Genomic DNA, 17,527 nt, shown 5'->3' with positions numbered 1-17,527 from the left:
TCAAACTTTTTATTTAGTATCAAGGATGCGTAGCCAGAAGGAATAACTGACTTACATTTTCTATGAATGAATAATCCGTCGACTCTACCATCCAATCTCCATTCAGGTCTTCTGTAATATAGCCAGACAGGAGAAGCTGAACTTTGTTTTCGATCATTGTAAAATCTGTGGACCCAATAGAACCATCCTGATTCACATCTCCATTATACAATGCATACACCCCGGCACCTAATTGTTTTTGATTGCTTCCAAAAGCCATGCTTCCCGCAGTACTGAAATCATAACTCAGAGTACCGCCTGTAAGTGAAATGGGTGTAGCACTCCATGTTTCCAAAGCATTGCGATGCCGGATTCGGATATAGCAATTTTTACCACTGAGTGAACTTGGAATCTGTATGCTCGATGTTCCATTTGTACCAAGGATAGCCGCACCTGAAAACACCTGCGGGAATCCTGCTAAGTTTTCCATTAATTGAACCAAAATGGTATCGCAAACCGAAGGATATGTGACGGGACTTGCAACAGGAACCATCGAACTCACACCGGTGTAATAACCTTCGATAAAGAGTTTCAGGTTAAGCGCAAAGGAAGAAATTACATTAAAACTTACGGCACTACAAGAACTGCAGGCTCCAACTGAAACACATACAGGTCCGGATGTCGCGCCTACAGGTACTACAGCGACAATTTGATTTGCATTACTCACTGTAAATGATGTCGCGGGGACTCCATTGAATGTAACAGAAGTTGCTCCTGAGAAACCATTACCCGAAATGGTAACGATGTTTCCTGATGCTCCGGAACCCGGATTCAACGAACCAATAAAAATAACCGGTGTAACCGTTGCCACTGTAGTTGCAGTCCCTGTGCAACCGGTAGCTGAACTGGTTGCCGTAACAGTATAAGTAGTTGTTGCGCCTGGAGTGTTTACTGGATTCTGGATGGTGGATACAAAACCTGAAGGCGTAGCGTTCCAGGAATATGAATAAGTCTCGTTATTTAGAACAGTAAGTGTCCAGTTTAAAATCTGGCCAACATCCACTGCTGCTCTGTCAATCACAATCAATTTCCAGGTTCCATTTACATTTCCGGTAAGTGCATTCAAATTCCCATCCGGCTTGTAAGTGTTGGTAAACGGTGCCGTTCCTGTAGAAATCAAAGTGGCAGATGACATTGAAAAAATGGTGTTGGTGAAATTGTCACCACTTCCACCGCGTCGATTACTCAGTAATGTTGAATCTCCTGAAGGCGCCTTTAACCAAATTTCTATATCGCCATCATAGGTGTGAGTGAGATTAATTTTTGCACTTACAATTGCGCCCGAAGACAATGTTGCAGGAGTTATCCCGGAAACTACCAAAGGGGAATAAACAGGAGTAGCGCCGTTAGTACTGTTATAATCAACAATGGTGACAGCTGTATTTGTTGTAAATGCTACAGGACCTTGCTGCGGAACATTTGTAACGGAAGAGGATAATTGCGTCTGAGCCCCGGAACAAACCACAGCTGGCGTTGATCCTGCCGTGACATTCAGAGAATTTACTACAACGTTAACCGCGGTCGAGGTGAAAACGCAATTTGAATTGGTGGCTGTAACTGTATAAGAACCCGGAGTTGACACGGAAATACTCTGTGTTGTCGCACCATTGGACCATAAGTACGCATTTGCGCTGGTAGAAGTAAGTGTCACCGTTTGCCCCGGACAAATGGAAGTCGATCCACTTGCTGTGATGGTAGGCGCACCTGTTTGCTGAGTCAAAGTCCAGGGAACAACCATAATATTATTGTTCTCCTTTGATTCTAAAAAGTAATTGTAAGGGTCAATCTGCGCGACGATGTAATATTGTCCGTTACAAACTCCCGGTGGAATATCAATCCACATACCATCAAGGCTTTGATAATAAATATCTGTGTATCCGGAAGAAATTCCCTGTGCGGTTGGAGAACAACTGAAGCTTCCCCCACCTAATCCGAAATTCGGGAAATTGGTATTGGTAAGTGTCGCGCCGCTTGAATCTACACAATGTCCGTTATAGGTTGAACAGGTACCATAATCCATCAAACAAAATGCAAGTTTTGCTCCATTACCAACAATAGGCCAATTCAATGGATTGGGATCTGCAGTTGCAGTACGTAAAGTGAAAATTCCCCAATTGTCAACATGCATATGTCCATGTGTCGGATGGTAGGTCATTGTACCTGCATCACGGTCATAATACGACATTACAGAATCGGTTTTGTGATAAACACGTTGTTTGATCAATTGCTTTGGTGCACTGCCATCTGTACAAGTGGCCGGTGCGGTACCATAGAATGTGTCTGTTCCACATACATAAATTGCCTGAGCACGGATTTCAAGAGGTCCATAGCCAATATTCGGAGTGCTCACTGAAATACGTAACCTTCCGTTATTCGCGCCATTCCCTGTTTGAGAATATTCAATTACCCCACTCGATCCACTGACTAAAAGTGGAGGCCTGGCGATAGTAATATCAGGCAAAAGGTCGCAATTGGTCGTACCATCTTTGCAACTGCATGTTTTAGCATTAGTAGTGGTGCACTGTGCATACATGAAATTGGGAACAAACAACAGCATGCCAATACAAATACGTAGGAATGTTTTCATTCACTTGTGTGTTTAAATGATTCGAATTGTGGACTGCAGGAAACAGGCGGAAAGAAAGAATCTTACCTGAAATGCTAATATAATTAATTTAACAATTCAGATTATGCCAGTACAAGGCTTTCTGATAATTATCCAAGTACATGAAAATAAAAAAATAGCCTAAATTGTTCTCCAATCTCAATGCAGAAAAAATTATGTTACTCCGATCCATTCAAATCATTTTCATTCTCAGTTTTGGACTAATTTACACCTCCTCAGCACAGGTAAGTACATACATCTTTCAATCGGATATCAGCAATTATGATGAAATTGCCACCGGAACATTTCTTGGTGATACTACTTCAGAAGATGAATATTTTATTGATCCTGTGTTTCCGCTCGGAGGATCAACACAAAGTGGTCCCGGTTTGCCGATTGGTTTTAATTTTCTATACAATGGTTTCAATTACGATGTTTTCGGAGTGAATGTGAATGGTTGGATCGCCCTCGGAACCGGTGGTGTGAATATGAATTCAGCATCGGATTACTTTCCATTGAATTCTTCTACCGGCGGAAATTTCCTTGCAGGATTCGCAAGAAATCTCCAGGCGCAAGGTGGTTCATCAATCCTTTATTCGACAATTGGCACCAGTCCAAATCAAACATTGGTGATTCAATGGAAAAATTTCAGAAAGCATGGAAATATCGGAGACAACTTTAATTTTCAAATATTGCTCTATGAAGGTAGCAACCAAATTGAATACAGTTATGGTGAAATGACATGCAATCTGAATGCCAGTTTCGTTACTGTTGGAATGATTGGAAATGACAGCAGCGATTTTAATCTTCGGGGTACAGGAACCGGAGGTTGGGTCAATTCTATCAATGGAGCAACGAATACCGCTACATGCACATTGAATCCATCATCTGTCCCTCCTGTTGGCCTCCATTACAAATGGGAAGCTCCTGCTCCTTGTACCGCTCCACCGGTGCCGGGAGTTGCTCTTTCCTCCTTTAGTACTGTTTGCCCGAACAATCCATTCATTGTATCACTTTCCGGAAACAGCAGTGGACCTGGTCAGACTTACCAGTGGCAATCTTCTCCTGACTCTATTACATGGACAGATCTCACCGGAGCAACCGTCCTGAGTTATTCGTCTACACAAGTGATTGCTAATTGGTATCGCTGTGCCGTTACCTGTAGCGGACTCACCGCCTATTCCACTCCTGTATTTGTTGATTTCAGCTCGCCAACACTTTGTTACTGCACCCAAAATCTCGGAGGCGATTGTATGGGTTATGGTTCCATCGACAGTGTGAGAATCTTTGGTACTACACTTGCGAATGTAGGAACCGGTTGTGGAAATTTGACGGCTCCGAATTATTCCGATTATCCACCATCAGGATTTACCACCGCCACTTTGATACGTAATGCTACTTACGAAATCAGTGTCACCACCACTTTCAACGCGAATATTTCACTTTGGATAGATTATGACAGAAATGGTTCTTTCGACGCATCGGAATGGTCACAGATCAGCGCTTCTACAACTATTAATGTTCCATCCAGTATTTTGTTCATTGTCCCTCCAACTGCATCCTTGGGTACAACAAAAATGAGAATCCGTACACGTTTGTCAGGTGCAACCAATGGCGCTATCGATGCATGTACAAATTTCCTTTCCGGGGAAACAGAGGATTACACAATTGTCATCGATGATGGTACAGGCATTTCCCTTCAGGCAAAATCCGGTGAAATGATTCGCAATTATCCCAATCCCGCGGAGTCATTCATCCTGCTTGAAGCAATGCAAAATTTGCATCACCCAACTCTGAAGCTGTTTGATCTGAATGGTAAAATCTGTTACAGTACGAATGATGATTTCCTTGGAAATGGCAACAGCACCAAAATTGATGTGAATGCAGTACCATCCGGAATGTACATCCTGGAATGTACTTCATCGGAAGGCGTGCAGCACAGCCGTATTCAGATTATTCACTAAACAGGAATTTCAATTCTGGTGAATATATACCATTGAATCCGATTGCGGAATCATGGATCCGATCACCGTACAGTTTTCAGTGAATGAAAATTGGTTTAATGCCTCGGTGATTTCATTCACAGAATCAGGATGAGCAGAAATCAATAGTCCGCCACTTGTTTGAGGGTCGCAAAGAATCATGAATTCGGGTCCGTTGATACCATTTACTTTTTTCTCATAACTGTTCCAATTCCGATAAGTGTTATCCGGAACGATGAATTGCTTTGTATAGGTTTCTACTCCTTCAATTAAAGGGATCTTATTCAAAACTAAATTTGCGGATAATCCACTCCCCTCACACATTTCAATGAGATGTCCCAACAAACCAAAGCCGGTTACATCCGTCATGGCATGAACTCCAGGAATTTCACCCAACTTCTCACCCTCAACATTGAGTCGTGTCATCACTTGTATAAGTCGTTCGAGGTCGGCAGTCTCAATCAGACCACGTTTGTGAGCCGCTGCAAGAATTCCTGTACCAAGGGGTTTTGTCAGGATGAGCACATCACCCTCTTTTGCAGTTGAGTTCTTTCGAATGTTTTCTTTTTTAACAAGGCCGTTTACTGCAAGACCAAAAACCGGTTCAGGAGAATCAATAGTATGACCACCGGCCAGGGGTATATTCGCGGTTTTACAAATCTCTTTTGCTCCGGCAATGATCTGTCTTGCAACATCGGTAGATAATTTATCTACAGGAAAACCCATAATCGCGAGTGCAAGGATCGGCTTACCACCCATTGCGTAAACATCACTTAACGCGTTCGCCGCGGCTATTCGACCGTAATCGTATGGGTTGTTGACAATAGGTGTAAAAAAATCAGTTGTACTGATCAGGCAAATACCTCCCGGCAATTCCAGGACAGCCGCATCGTCTTTATGTTCATTTCCTACCAAAAGGTTAGGAAAATTATTCCCTTGTACTTTCGCTCCGAGTATTTCTTCCAGAATAGCAGGTGCAATTTTACAGCCACACCCGGATCCCCGGCTCATCTGGGTGAGTTTTATGGTTTCATTCAGTTGATTGTCCATTCAAATGATCTGGTTTAAAATTTCATTTCCAAATGTTTCAATTCTTTTTGCAAATTCATGATGAGATTCACCATCAGAAATTTCTATACTCCTGATTACTTTATTTTTCCTCTCTTCGTTTCCGTGAGAATAAGTTTTATCATAATAATCAAGTAGAATGTCAATCCAGACATCAAAGTTTTTCTCTTCCAAAGCGGATAAAGCCTGCTGTGTTCGTAAGCCTCCTAAACGTTTTTGAAGCCTAGCAGTACATTCAGCTAAAGAAACCGGAGGAAAATGTCCATATTCATGAAGGATTCTTTCCGCCCTGATTTTTTTAGGAACGATCACTTCAATCAAAGGTGAATTCAGGATAATTTCAAAGAGTGGATCAGGAATCTTTACTCTGCCGATGGCATGGCTTTCATTTTCCAACCAGAGGATGCTGTCAGGATCAGAATATCTCCAGTTTAAAGCAAGATTATTTTCGAATTGCTCATAGGTTGGTTGAGGAGGCTGCCCCAATGCACCAAAAGAAGAACCTTTGTGGTTGGCCAGGCCTTCCAGATCTATCACCTGCCCTCCATCTTTGAGCAAACAATCCAGCAATTCCGTCTTACCGGAACCGGTTGCCCCACCAATTACAATGGTTTTCCTTGGGATAGAAAACTGGGTCATTGCCCAGTTACGAAACGCTTTGTATCCACCTTTCAATACATGTACCTGGAAACCCGCCATGTTCAAAATCCAGGACATAATACCGGAACGCATTCCCCCTCTCCAACAGTAAAGAAAGATGGTTTTAGATTTACTAAGGCTTTTAGCCTGTCTTACAAAATCGCCGAAAGAAGGACCCACAAGATCAAAGCCTGCCTGTACTGCTTCTTCCCGTCCTTTTTGCTTATAAGTAGTACCGACAATTCTTCGGTGCTCATCATTGAGCAAAGGCAGATTTACTGCCCCTGGAATATGTCCCTGCGAAAATTCCGATTGACTTCTGACATCAAGCAGTAGCCAGTTTTTTTCTCTTTGCTCCTGAAGGAACTCTTCTGTTGTTTTTACTACCGTCATCAGGGCTCAAAGTTACTAAGGGTTTTTGAACAACAGGAGATATTTTTGCTTTCATTCTCTCCATAACTTTCCCGTGATCATACTTTTCATGGTTTAACTGAGCATTAAACCAATCCTGGAATACAATAAACTCAGGGCTCATGATCTGCCAGCGATATTCAGGTTCAACCGAATCCAACAATGCGAGTTCCTTATGCTTTGATTTGGATACCTTTTTAAAATCATAGCTTTTCCTGCTAAGCTCAACCAGCACCTTACCAATTAATGCCTGTCGAGAATCCAGGACATCCGACTTTTTCATTCTTTCAATATACTTCCTGTTATTTTCAATCTGTGCATCTGCCAATTCATATTTTTCAGATTCAATCAACAACTGAATACTAAATACACGATGATAAAACTTCCATTTTTCGTCGGGGAAGTCGGAAAATGTTTTTCCAAAAAGCGAATGTCCAAATAAATAATTGCAGTTAAGTCCTAAATAGTAATATTTTGATTTCTTTATTCCATAATTATCATCGCTTTCAATTAATTTTGAAATATAAGTCAAACATTCTTTGGCTAGTAATTGCTTGCTAGAAAATATGGCAATACACAATAGAATCTCCTTAATAACCAGATCATCTTGTTTGTTTTTCAAGATTCTTCGATCCAGGTTGCTTAAAATTAATTCACTTTCATGAAAGCGATAACACTTAATTAAATAAACTGCCTTATTCAATAAAGCGGTAGACATCCTTGTTAAGCTATTGACGATACTTTCTTTATGAAGAAATGAGGTTAACTGCTCAGAAGAAAGATAAGCTGAATAATAATCCATTTTCAAGTCGAAATATTCAATTTCATGTAAGTATAAGTAATATCGAATGGTTTTTGATCCAGTAATTCTAACATCTTCACGAATTTCATTTATTATACTTTTCAAATATCCACTTTTATTCTCTTCTTGATTTATTGATTGAAAGTTCAAAACACAAGCGATATAAAAAGACTCTTCTGCTTTATGCAAACATTTCCTTGCCATTTCAAATTTATCAATCTTATGGTTTGTAATTTGAAAACTCTTATAATTGGAAGAAGCGAGCTGCAACCTACGTTTCTTGTACAATATGAATAGTAAAATATCATAATACTCATACTTCTCAGCTTTCTGAATTAATTTATCCAATTCAGGAATACTCGTGTCTTGAATACCTCTTGAAAGTAACATATCATATTGAAGCAGTTTCTTCCTCAATAGAAATATTTCCTTTGCACGTAAGTCATATGTTGTATTGGAGTCAATTGAATATTTTAATAGAATTACATCCAATACTCTCAAGTAAGTTCTTTTAATAAGTTTACGCAACGCAACTATTTGGGAATCTTTATATAAAATGGTATTCAAATCACTTACATGATAGTCCTGACTATTCAATAGTGATTGAATTAAAAGTATAGCTTTCGAATCGGCACCTTTTTCATTTGTTAATTTTAATAACTTAAAAAGAACCTTTTTTTCGGCCTTTGTGAGATTTAGAATCAACCATTTCAAATCCTTCAACTCTTTCATATTTAGATGTCAAATTGTATATGTTATTTTCCAAAGTAAACCAATATTACTAGCTTTTCAAAAACTTTTTTAAGGTTTTTAGCTCAATTTCAATGTCTCAATAGGCTCTTCAATTTCCATTAAACTCCTTGGTAGTATAAGTATTCTTGCTGTATAAAAATGAAAACATGAAAACGGCTAAAAAATCAAAAGATGAAATGCTTATCAACCTGGGTGTAGCAATAAGAAAGCTACGAATTAAAAAAGGATACAAATCAGCTGAACTATTCAGCTATGAAAATAATCTAAATAGAACAGCTTACTGGAGATGGGAAAATGGCCAAAATTTAACTATGAAAAATTTCTTTAAGTTATGTTCAATTCACAAATTAACTCCAAAAGATTTCTTTGACAGCATGGAGGGTAATAAACAAGATCGATATTCGTTATCGTTCTTAAATGAGCCAAATGAAAATAATAAAATTACGAACTAAATATTGAATCAAAACACTGAAACACGAATGATAAAAACTAATGATTGATTTTATAATTGAGACCTAACGATAGTTGACTTTGAAAAATAAACTTTCTCGATATTTCAGAATCGAAATTTATACGCGCAGTGCATTGCAAAATAATTAATTCTGAAAATAGATATCTAATACACAAGTCAGAGTTGTATTTTATCTTATCCTTTGTAAATGAATTTACAAAAAAATGTAGATTAGTTGAGATTTCCAACCGATTTTTAAAATTTTTCTTGCAATCAAAATCTAAACTAAAGCCATAATCCAAATCAACCCTTGATATCTGATCGGCTTGGTCTTGATTTGATCCAATAAACTCTTTAAAGGAATGTAAACGTATTGTTGCTAATGAACAAACTATCCTTCCCATTTCTCTAACCTTATATTCAAATCCATATGCAAGTTGAAGTACTCCAGGGTTTAAAAAACCACCGATTTGTACTCTTCGTTTAGTCATGTCCTGATTGTAATAACTGTAAGTCGGAAGTGTTTGCGAAATAAATAGTAAAGAATACGATGACTCAAATGTTTTATTTCTCTTTTCAGAGCCATTTATATAGAATTCCAAATAGTCGTTGCTTTTTAACCAAATACTATCTATAATATAAACAAATCCCAGATCTGATTTTCCACAAAATCTCCAATTTAGTCCACACTTTACAAATCGAAAATTTAATGCATATTTTTCAGATAGTCCTAATGAGTATACGTTTTTATCTTGCAAAAATTGGCTTTGCAAAAAAGATAAACAAAAGTTTAAATTATGATCTTCTAACTTAAAATTAGAAAATTTATTTATATTATTTATCTGGGAACCTGAATCATTTTGCACATGTGTTTCTCTCCAAATAAACTGATTTGAATAAGCAGAATCAATGAGTCTGAAGAAAAAGATAAATAAAAAAAACTGTTGCCTGCAAAATATGCTCTGTAACATTTTCTATAATTAGAGCAGCTAATAACAGAACTCTTATATAAAATCACAACCGCACAAAATAGAATTTAATCTGTTAATGCATCAATCTTATGAATAACATTATTTGAATCATAAGTTGAATTATTCATTTTTGACATAAACCACTCATCAAAAATTATCAATTCTGGACTCTTAATTTCCCATTTGTAATCGGGTTCATTTGACATCAGTTTCTCAAAGTACTTTTTTCTCAATTTATAAACCTTCTTATAATCAAAATTTTCATTAATGAGCTTTCTTAATATTCGTACAATAAGAATTAATCTCGGCTTGATATGCTTATCTTTTTGTAAACGTTTCATAAACTTATCCATGCTCTGGATATCTAAATCAGCTGAATCCAAATCGTTCATTTCTATACGAGACAAGAGGATCATTATTCTTTTGGTGAAATTCCATCCTTCTTTATCTTTTTCGATCTCTGAGGATCGGCTAAACAAATCAATTGCATCTTTAAAGTTATGCTTCAAGAAACAGATGCAAGCCTTCATATATGTCCATTTACTAAGAAGCAGTGGAACATTTAATGCACTTGGTGAATTTGCCAACTTATTAATAATTAACTCGGCCTTATCTATCTTTCCTGTGAACAACTGGATTAAAAATTCTATTTCTTCTGCAATGGATAAATTTACAGGTTGCTCTTTAAAATACTTTTTAGCTTCAATTATTCTATTCTCCGCTTTATCAAATTCACATGTTAGAATATGATTATTCGAAATATTTATTAGAGTGATTCCGTACCTAAAGTCTGTGTAAACTGACTTATTTGAAGCGACATTTCTTAAAAGTGCTTCCAAATATGAAGAAGCTTTTCGAAATTCTTTTTTTCTTTGTGAAATTTCGGTTGCAAGAAACAGATAGTAATACAAGATTGTTGGAGATTTTGTTTGATCATAGCTATCCTTTAATGTCTGAACCGCCGAATTCAATTCCAATTCAAAATTCCTATCACCCGCTGAAGCATTGATTTTGGACGAAATTGAATTAAAAATTGATTGAGCAGAATTGAATGCCGTCCAACCTCTTTCAGCCTCAATTATATCAGCTTTGATTTGACCTGCTTTTTTAGGATTATTCTGCAAAATTAAAAATCTCTGTTTTGAATAGAGAGCTTGAATCAAGACATCGTATATTTCAAATGTTCTTGATTTATGAATGATATAGTCTATCTCTCTTTCAATATTTTCACGAATTCCTCTCAAGATCACAAGATCTACCTGTAAAATTTTTTTCCTCAGTTCAAATACAACTTTATTCCTGGTTGAATATTTACCATTGTACAAATTAGAATCCAGAATAATCACATCAAGCACTTTTGTATAAACCCGGTTCACGAGTTTATTAAATGCGACATGATTGATATTTCCATATATAGTTTTTTGAATTTCATTAGATGTATATGCCTGTTTGTCTTTGGCTATTTCAACCAACAAAACACTTTTCAAGTTTGCCCGGCCTGTTTTCGGAGAGTTGAATTTTAAAAAATTGATTACTGAAGTATACTCCTCCTCATTCAGTTTGGAAATCAGGTTTTTTAGAGAATTGAGTTTAATCATGATTTATATATAAAAAATGCTGGTTCATCTCATTGTAAGATAATCGCCGAAAATCGTCCATTCCGATGGTCATATGGGTATAGTTTTGACTTATTCAAACCCCATAAAAACTGCGAAATATGTTAGAACTCTTAATCAGCATCTTAATGGCATTCGGTATCACATATGATTCCGGATCGGGAAAAATAAAGGTTAACCAGGATGTAGTAACCAAGGCACAATCAAACAGCAACTATAATGAACTGGGTGGCGACGCTGCATTGTATCAATATGTAGAAACCGGCGGTTCATTAGATGATATGGTTATTGGATGTTCTGTTGACCCAAAGTCAACTAACTGATATGTCCCATAATGTAAATATTGGGGTATTTTTTTAATACTCCAAGTTTAGACTAAAAAAATATCTTATATTATTATATATCAATATATTAATAGTTAGGAGGTCGGATTTATCGAAAGAAAATGACTTAGCACACTAAAATTCGTAAAACGCTAAATTTCTTGAATAATAGACATTCGGGGTCATAGTCTATGGCCAGACCGAATGTCTATTTATTTTCATTTTGTCCCTTTTTTTGGGACGGTCGTGGGGGTACTTTTGACTCACTAATCTGAAACACTAATTCTTACGACCATGAAATCGACCAGAGCCTACAAAGAAATTGCTTACAGCGAAGCAAAACCAGAACCAAGATTCAATAAAGTAATCATTGTAGATAGCAGTGAGGTGGACCTGTTTATCAGCGAAACAATTCTGAATGCTCTGCATGTGGCTAAAGAGGTGAAAAAACAACTGAGCCAGGATGAGGTGATCAATTTCCTCAATAATGTGACTCGTTTGAGCGATGTCCCGGAATTGATTTTTCTGAACCTTGATATGCCAAATGACGGCGGATTCCGTTTCCTCGAAGAATTTAATAACCTGTCAGACTTTATTCGCAGCAAATGCAAAATAGTAGTGACCACTACTGCTCTTGATCAGGACACTAAGCATAAAGTGTTGATGAACCCAAGTGTTGTACGTTACCTGGTTAAACCACTTGATGTATTCCAACTTAAGGATTTCATCTACAACTAAGACTGAAATTCAACAAATTACCCCTCTTATATAACCTTAATAATCCATTATATGGAAATTATCTATAACCGTAATTCAACTGTGTCTGCGAAACACTCGTTGAGCCTAGTATTTGGTGAACGAAAGGAATCCGCTGTATTACAGCATACCGAAAAAGAATTATTGGAGCAGATGAACCAGGTCATGTCCGTAGTTTATGGAGGCGAATTCAAAAAACGCCGCCAACCTATTTCGGCCTGAACGTGCTTGGGCTGTTGTCCGTAGCAAGGCGCACTGCGAAGCGCCTTGTGAAGGACAAATAAGGGCATCTGAAAATTAAATCGACCAATAACTATAATCATATAAAAATCGGCACCATGTTTATCGCAAAATTCAAGTACGCAATCCTTGACCTGATTCTGGTTTTTATTTGTTCATTGGCTGCAATATTATTTGTCTTCTGAAAAGAAGGACAGAGTCACTACTTTTGTCTTTGAATGAAACTACTTCAAAAGGCAGAATTAAAGGAATTTTTGGATGAAAAAGTCAGCTTGTACAACAGGCCTGACTTTATTCCTTTGGATCCGGTAAGTATTCCTCATCTTTTCTACAAAAAAGAGGATATTGAAATCTCAGCTTTTCTATCGGCTACCATTGCCTGGGGGCAAAGGTCCGTTATCCTTAAAAATGCCCGGGAATTGATGCGGCTGATGGATGATTCGCCCCATGATTTTATCCTGAATTTTGCATTGAAAGACCTCCGGAGATTCAATTTGTTTCGACATCGTACGTTTAATTCGGAAGATTGCCGTGTTTTTATGCTACATCTTCAAAACATTTACAGAAAAAACGGTGGGCTCGAACAAGTCATGAATACTGCAATTCCCAAAGACGCTTCTCACCTCGGAACATCGATATCAGTCTGGAGAAATTTATTTTGCTCGATTCCACATGCCAAACGCACCGAGAAACATTTTGCAGACCCTGCAAGAGGTTCTGCTTCAAAACGGATCAATATGTTTCTGCGTTGGATGGTTCGTCAGGATAAAGCCGGTGTTGATTTTGGGCTATGGAAAAATATACAACCTTCACTCCTTACCTGCCCACTGGATGTGCACTCGGGAAGAGTCGCCCGAAAACTAGGCATCCTTCATAGAAATCAAAACGACTGGCAGGCAGCGACTGAATTGACGGGCTTTTTAAAAGAACTGGATCCACAGGACCCGGTAAAATATGATTTCGCCTTGTTCGGTTTAGGTGTGTCTGAGAAATTTTGATTCCGTATCTTTGGAGCAATGCGGTTTATCTATCCTGAATTCCTTTTCGCTTTATTCGCTCTGGCGATACCGGTAATTATCCATCTTTTTAATTTCCGGCGATTTAAGAAGGTCCTCTTTACCAATGTCAAATTTCTTAGAGAGATAAAGCAGGACACTCAATCGAAATCAAAACTCAAACACCTCCTCATTTTAATCTCGCGATTGCTTGCAGTTGCATTTTTGGTCTTCGCTTTTGCTCAGCCATACGTTCCTCAAAATAAGGATGTTAAGAGAAAATCGATGAGAAAAGTGAGCATTTTCATCGACAATTCCTTCAGCATGGAAGCTGTCGGAAAAGAAGGCAGTCTGTTTAGCCTGGCTCAGAAAAAAGCCCACGAAATCGCAATGGCTTTTTCTCCCGGTGATCAGTTTCAATTGCTGACGAATGATTTTGAAGCACATCATCAGCGATTATTGAGCAGGGAAGAACTTTTACTTGAAATTGATCAACTGCATCCGGGTCCGGCAGTGAAATCCCTTTCAGAAATTGTGCTTCGTCAACACGATGCATTATTTGGAGGCAATGCGGATGTAACCAGCGATCATATTGCATATATCCTTTCCGATTTTCAGCGCAGCCAGATGAATCCTGAAAATCTGAAACCGGATACAATGCTTCAGCTGAATTTCGTACCACTGACCGCCAGCCTTCAACAGAATATCTATATCGATACCTGCTATATCAATACCCCTTTCATTCAGCTGAACTCAAACAACGAATTGGTTGTACGAGTCAAAAACAACAGCGAAAAAGAAATCGAAAATATTCCATTAAAGCTGACCATCAATGGCGTTCAGAAATCGCTGGCAAGTGTAAGCCTTAGCGGCAATGCTGTAACAGATATTCGTCTCTCTTTCACAATTTCACAAGCGGGATGGCAAAATGCTGAGTTATCGATCACCGACTATCCTGTTACTTTTGATGACAATTATTATTTCACTTTCAAAGTCAGACCATCTATTCAGCTTCTTGCAATTAACGGGAAAGAAGAAAGCCAAAACCTGAAGGCACTTTTTGGCAATGATCCTTATTTTGTTTTCAAAAACACCAACGCTGTTCAGGTTGATTATTCTTCATTCAGAAATAATCAAATGATTATACTTAATGAAGTACAAGAGTTGTCATCCGGCTTGTCGCAGGAATTGAGAAGATATGTTTTGCAGGGTGGAGAATTATTTATTATTCCTTCTCCGGAAGCAGATTTGAATTCATACAGAGAATTAATGGAACCAATGGGTGCCCCGGTATATCTGACAATGAACCGTGGTGTTGAGAAGGTAACAAAAATCGAAAAGGATCACAATCTGTTCAAAGATGTTTTCGAAAAAAATAAAAACCTTCCTGAAAATCTTGACCTGCCACTGGTGAGTGCTTACTATTCGCTTTCCAAATCGAGTAAAAACCGGGAAGAGGCTTTGCTTAAACTTCAGAGCGGAAATACATTCCTGGGAATGAGTAACTATGGTAATGGCCAGTTATATTTCCTTGCTGTTCCGCTGGGAAAAGAGTTCAGCAATTTTTCACGTCATGCTTTGTTTGTACCAATTTTCATCAAGTCAGCATTAACCGGATCATCTGAAATCGGTGCTCCTCTGATCATCGGCAGAAATCAGGAAATCACTTTCAAGGACAGTGTATTCCCGGGAGATAATATTTTGCACCTTGTCAACAAGGAATTGCAATTCGACATTATTCCTGAAATAAGAAGAATGGAAAACAGCATGGTGCTTTCGGTGCACGATCAGATCCGGTCCTCCGGAACCTACGAAATCAGAGCAGACAAATCCATGCTATCAGGGATTTCATTTAACTACGATCGCACTGAATCAGATCTGACCTGTTATTCTCAGGACGAACTCGAAAAACTGATGCAGGCATCCAATGGAAAGAACTTTAATATCATCCAGGCTCAAGGCAAGGATCTCACTCATTCGCTCACACAAATGAATGATGGAAGGCAATTGTGGAAATTCTGTATCCTGCTTGTCCTTGTTTTCCTGGCATGTGAAATCTTACTGGTCCGATTCTTCCGCTCCTGATAATCCATAAAAATTCATCACTATGAAAATCCTGATCAAAGAAGTCACTCTGGTAAAACCCGGTTCTTCTGATTCCGGATCTGTACACGATGTTCTCATCATTGATGGAATCATTCAAAAAATCGCCACACCCGGATCTCTCAGTTTAAATGACGGAGAAACGATTCATGCAAAGAATAAATATTTATCGGCGGGATGGTTTGATCTCCACGTAAATTTCAGAGAACCGGGATATGAGTATAAAGAAGATTTAAAAAGCGGATGCAAAGCCGCTGCTCAGGGTGGTTTTACGGGTGTCTTATGCATGCCTTCCACCTTTCCTCCTATCCATACCAAATCGGAAGTAGAGTTTGTGCTGAATAAAACAAAGAATGAACTTGTGGAAGTGCATGTAGCAGGAACCTTATCGCATCAAAGGGAAGGTAAAGACCTGAGTGAAATGTATGACATGTCAACTGCCGGCGCAATTGCATTCACTGACGACAAACGAGCGGTTCAGGATGCAGGATTAATGACGCGGGCATTACTGTACGCTAAAAATTTCGGCGGACGAATTTTTTCATTCGCGGATGATTGTTCTCTTTCCTCAAAAGGACAGATGAATGAAGGAGTTACCAGTACAACCCTTGGTCTAAAAGGAATCCCCTCTATCGCGGAAGAAGTAATGATCAGTCGTGACCTTCAGTTGACGGCTTACACGGAATCGGCGATACATTTTTCTACCATTACCACCAAAGCAGCTACGAATTTGATTCGTGAAGCAAAGCTAAAAGGATTGAAAGTAAGTGCAGATGTTTCTGCACTGCACCTTGCCATGGATGACAGTGAATTGTCAGATTTTAATACCATGCTAAAAGTGAAGCCGCCTTTACGTACATCAGATGATATAGAAGCATTAATTGAAGCTTTGAACGACGGAACCATTTCAGCTATTTGTTCTGACCATAGCCCTGAAGATCCGGAAAATAAAGTAAAAGAATTTGACCTTGCCGCGTTTGGTGCCTCCGGATTGGAAACCGCTTTTGGCGCAGCTTGTAAAGCAATCGAAAAAAAAGTAAGTCTTGATGTATTGATTGATAAATTCTCGAATGGCCCACGCAGGGTCCTTGGCTTACCTGAAATTAATATCGAAGAAGGAGCTATTGCAAACCTTACTTTGTTCGATCCAAATATTGTATGGACTGTCGATGATTCAAAATTCCTGTCTAAATCAATAAACAATCCATTTACCGGTAAGGAACTGAAAGGAAAAGCTATTGCAGTATTAAACAATGATCAATTCCACATTTGTTCCTGAGGTATTAAAACTATGAAAGTATTGATGGTTTGCCTTGGAAACATTTGTCGTTCCCCAATGGCAGAAGGAATTCTAAGAAAGCTGGCACAGGATAAGAATATCCCGATAGAAGTGGATTCAGCCGGCACCGGCAACTGGCATTCAGGTGAAGCTCCTGATCGTCGTGCTATTTCTACAGCTTCCCGTTTTGGAGTGGATATATCTAAATTGGTAGCAAGGCAATTCAATAAAAGTGATTTCTCCCGTTTCGATAAAATTTTCGTCATGGATGAATCCAACTACCGGGATGTAGAAAAATTGGCGAATTCAATTGAAGAAAAAAAGAAGATTGATTTATTGCTTGCACATTCCTCAAGCAATTTAAACTCAGATGTACCTGATCCCTGGTTTGGAAATGAAGATGGATTTGTACCTGTATATAAATTGATTGAGGATGCTTGTAAAAATTTCCTTTCAAGCATTGAACAGAATCCCAAATTATAGAACAATCAAAT

Annotated in this window: 14 protein-coding genes; 8 read left to right on the top strand and 6 right to left on the bottom strand. The window is 38.4% G+C overall.

The annotated features are described in order from the left end of the window. Positions 1–19 precede the first annotated feature (19 nt). A complete protein-coding gene (locus IPP86_13215) occupies positions 20–2,626 on the bottom strand; it encodes a proprotein convertase P-domain-containing protein (GenBank protein ID MBL0139468.1) in 2,607 nt (868 codons plus the stop codon). Between the two features lie 194 nt (positions 2,627–2,820). Between IPP86_13215 and IPP86_13210 the strand changes: the two genes are divergently transcribed. Then, positions 2,821–4,608, top strand: a complete 1,788-nt coding sequence (locus IPP86_13210) for a T9SS type A sorting domain-containing protein (GenBank protein MBL0139467.1) — start codon at positions 2,821–2,823, stop codon at positions 4,606–4,608. A gap of 9 nt (positions 4,609–4,617) precedes the next feature. Here IPP86_13210 and selD read toward each other — a convergent pair whose 3' ends face one another. The 3 genes from selD to IPP86_13195 are packed head-to-tail and all read right to left on the bottom strand — an operon-like array spanning position 4,618 to position 8,278. After that, positions 4,618–5,676: a selenide, water dikinase SelD gene (gene selD / locus IPP86_13205; GenBank protein MBL0139466.1), complete on the bottom strand. Its 1,059-nt coding sequence runs from the start codon at positions 5,674–5,676 to the stop codon at positions 4,618–4,620. Further along, positions 5,677–6,726, bottom strand: coding sequence for a tRNA 2-selenouridine(34) synthase MnmH (mnmH, locus tag IPP86_13200; GenBank protein ID MBL0139465.1), 1,050 nt, complete (start codon positions 6,724–6,726; stop codon positions 5,677–5,679). Beyond that, entirely contained in the window at positions 6,659–8,278 is a 1,620-nt protein-coding gene (locus IPP86_13195) for a hypothetical protein (protein MBL0139464.1), read from the bottom strand. The genes mnmH and IPP86_13195 overlap by 68 nt, the downstream gene beginning before the upstream one ends. 167 nt (positions 8,279–8,445) lie before the next feature. On the opposite strand from IPP86_13195, the gene IPP86_13190 reads away from it, so the two are divergent. Further along, positions 8,446–8,751: a helix-turn-helix transcriptional regulator gene (locus IPP86_13190; GenBank protein ID MBL0139463.1), complete on the top strand. Its 306-nt coding sequence runs from the start codon at positions 8,446–8,448 to the stop codon at positions 8,749–8,751. Between the two features lie 37 nt (positions 8,752–8,788). Here the strand turns inward: IPP86_13190 and IPP86_13185 are convergent, their stop codons facing one another. Both IPP86_13185 and IPP86_13180 read right to left on the bottom strand, forming a co-directional pair. Further along, positions 8,789–9,721, bottom strand: a complete 933-nt coding sequence (locus IPP86_13185) for a hypothetical protein (protein MBL0139462.1) — start codon at positions 9,719–9,721, stop codon at positions 8,789–8,791. Positions 9,722–9,786: 65 nt separating this feature from the next. Continuing rightward, positions 9,787–11,319 carry a hypothetical protein gene (locus IPP86_13180; protein ID MBL0139461.1) on the bottom strand — a complete coding sequence of 511 codons (1,533 nt, stop codon included), beginning with the start codon at positions 11,317–11,319 and terminating at the stop codon, positions 9,787–9,789. A 119-nt stretch (positions 11,320–11,438) separates the two neighbouring features. On the opposite strand from IPP86_13180, the gene IPP86_13175 reads away from it, so the two are divergent. The 6 genes from IPP86_13175 to IPP86_13150 all read left to right on the top strand — a co-directional run bounded on the left by IPP86_13175 (position 11,439) and on the right by IPP86_13150 (position 17,516). Further along, entirely contained in the window at positions 11,439–11,660 is a 222-nt protein-coding gene (locus IPP86_13175) for a hypothetical protein (protein MBL0139460.1), read from the top strand. A 294-nt stretch (positions 11,661–11,954) separates the two neighbouring features. Further along, positions 11,955–12,398 carry a response regulator gene (locus IPP86_13170; GenBank protein MBL0139459.1) on the top strand — a complete coding sequence of 148 codons (444 nt, stop codon included), beginning with the start codon at positions 11,955–11,957 and terminating at the stop codon, positions 12,396–12,398. Positions 12,399–12,874: 476 nt separating this feature from the next. Continuing rightward, positions 12,875–13,654, top strand: a complete 780-nt coding sequence (locus IPP86_13165) for a TIGR02757 family protein (GenBank protein ID MBL0139458.1) — start codon at positions 12,875–12,877, stop codon at positions 13,652–13,654. Positions 13,655–13,672: 18 nt separating this feature from the next. Beyond that, complete coding sequence (locus tag IPP86_13160; protein ID MBL0139457.1) at positions 13,673–15,736, top strand: BatA domain-containing protein; 2,064 nt, start codon at positions 13,673–13,675, stop codon at positions 15,734–15,736. Between the two features lie 22 nt (positions 15,737–15,758). Further along, positions 15,759–17,033, top strand: coding sequence for a dihydroorotase (locus IPP86_13155; protein ID MBL0139456.1), 1,275 nt, complete (start codon positions 15,759–15,761; stop codon positions 17,031–17,033). Positions 17,034–17,045: 12 nt separating this feature from the next. Beyond that, positions 17,046–17,516 carry a low molecular weight phosphotyrosine protein phosphatase gene (locus IPP86_13150; protein MBL0139455.1) on the top strand — a complete coding sequence of 157 codons (471 nt, stop codon included), beginning with the start codon at positions 17,046–17,048 and terminating at the stop codon, positions 17,514–17,516. Positions 17,517–17,527: the final 11 nt, after the last annotated feature.

The sequence above is a fragment of the Bacteroidota bacterium genome (genome assembly GCA_016720935.1).
Taxonomy (GTDB): Bacteria; Bacteroidota; Bacteroidia; order AKYH767-A; family 2013-40CM-41-45; genus JADKJP01.
This window is presented reverse-complemented; position numbering and strand designations above follow the sequence as displayed.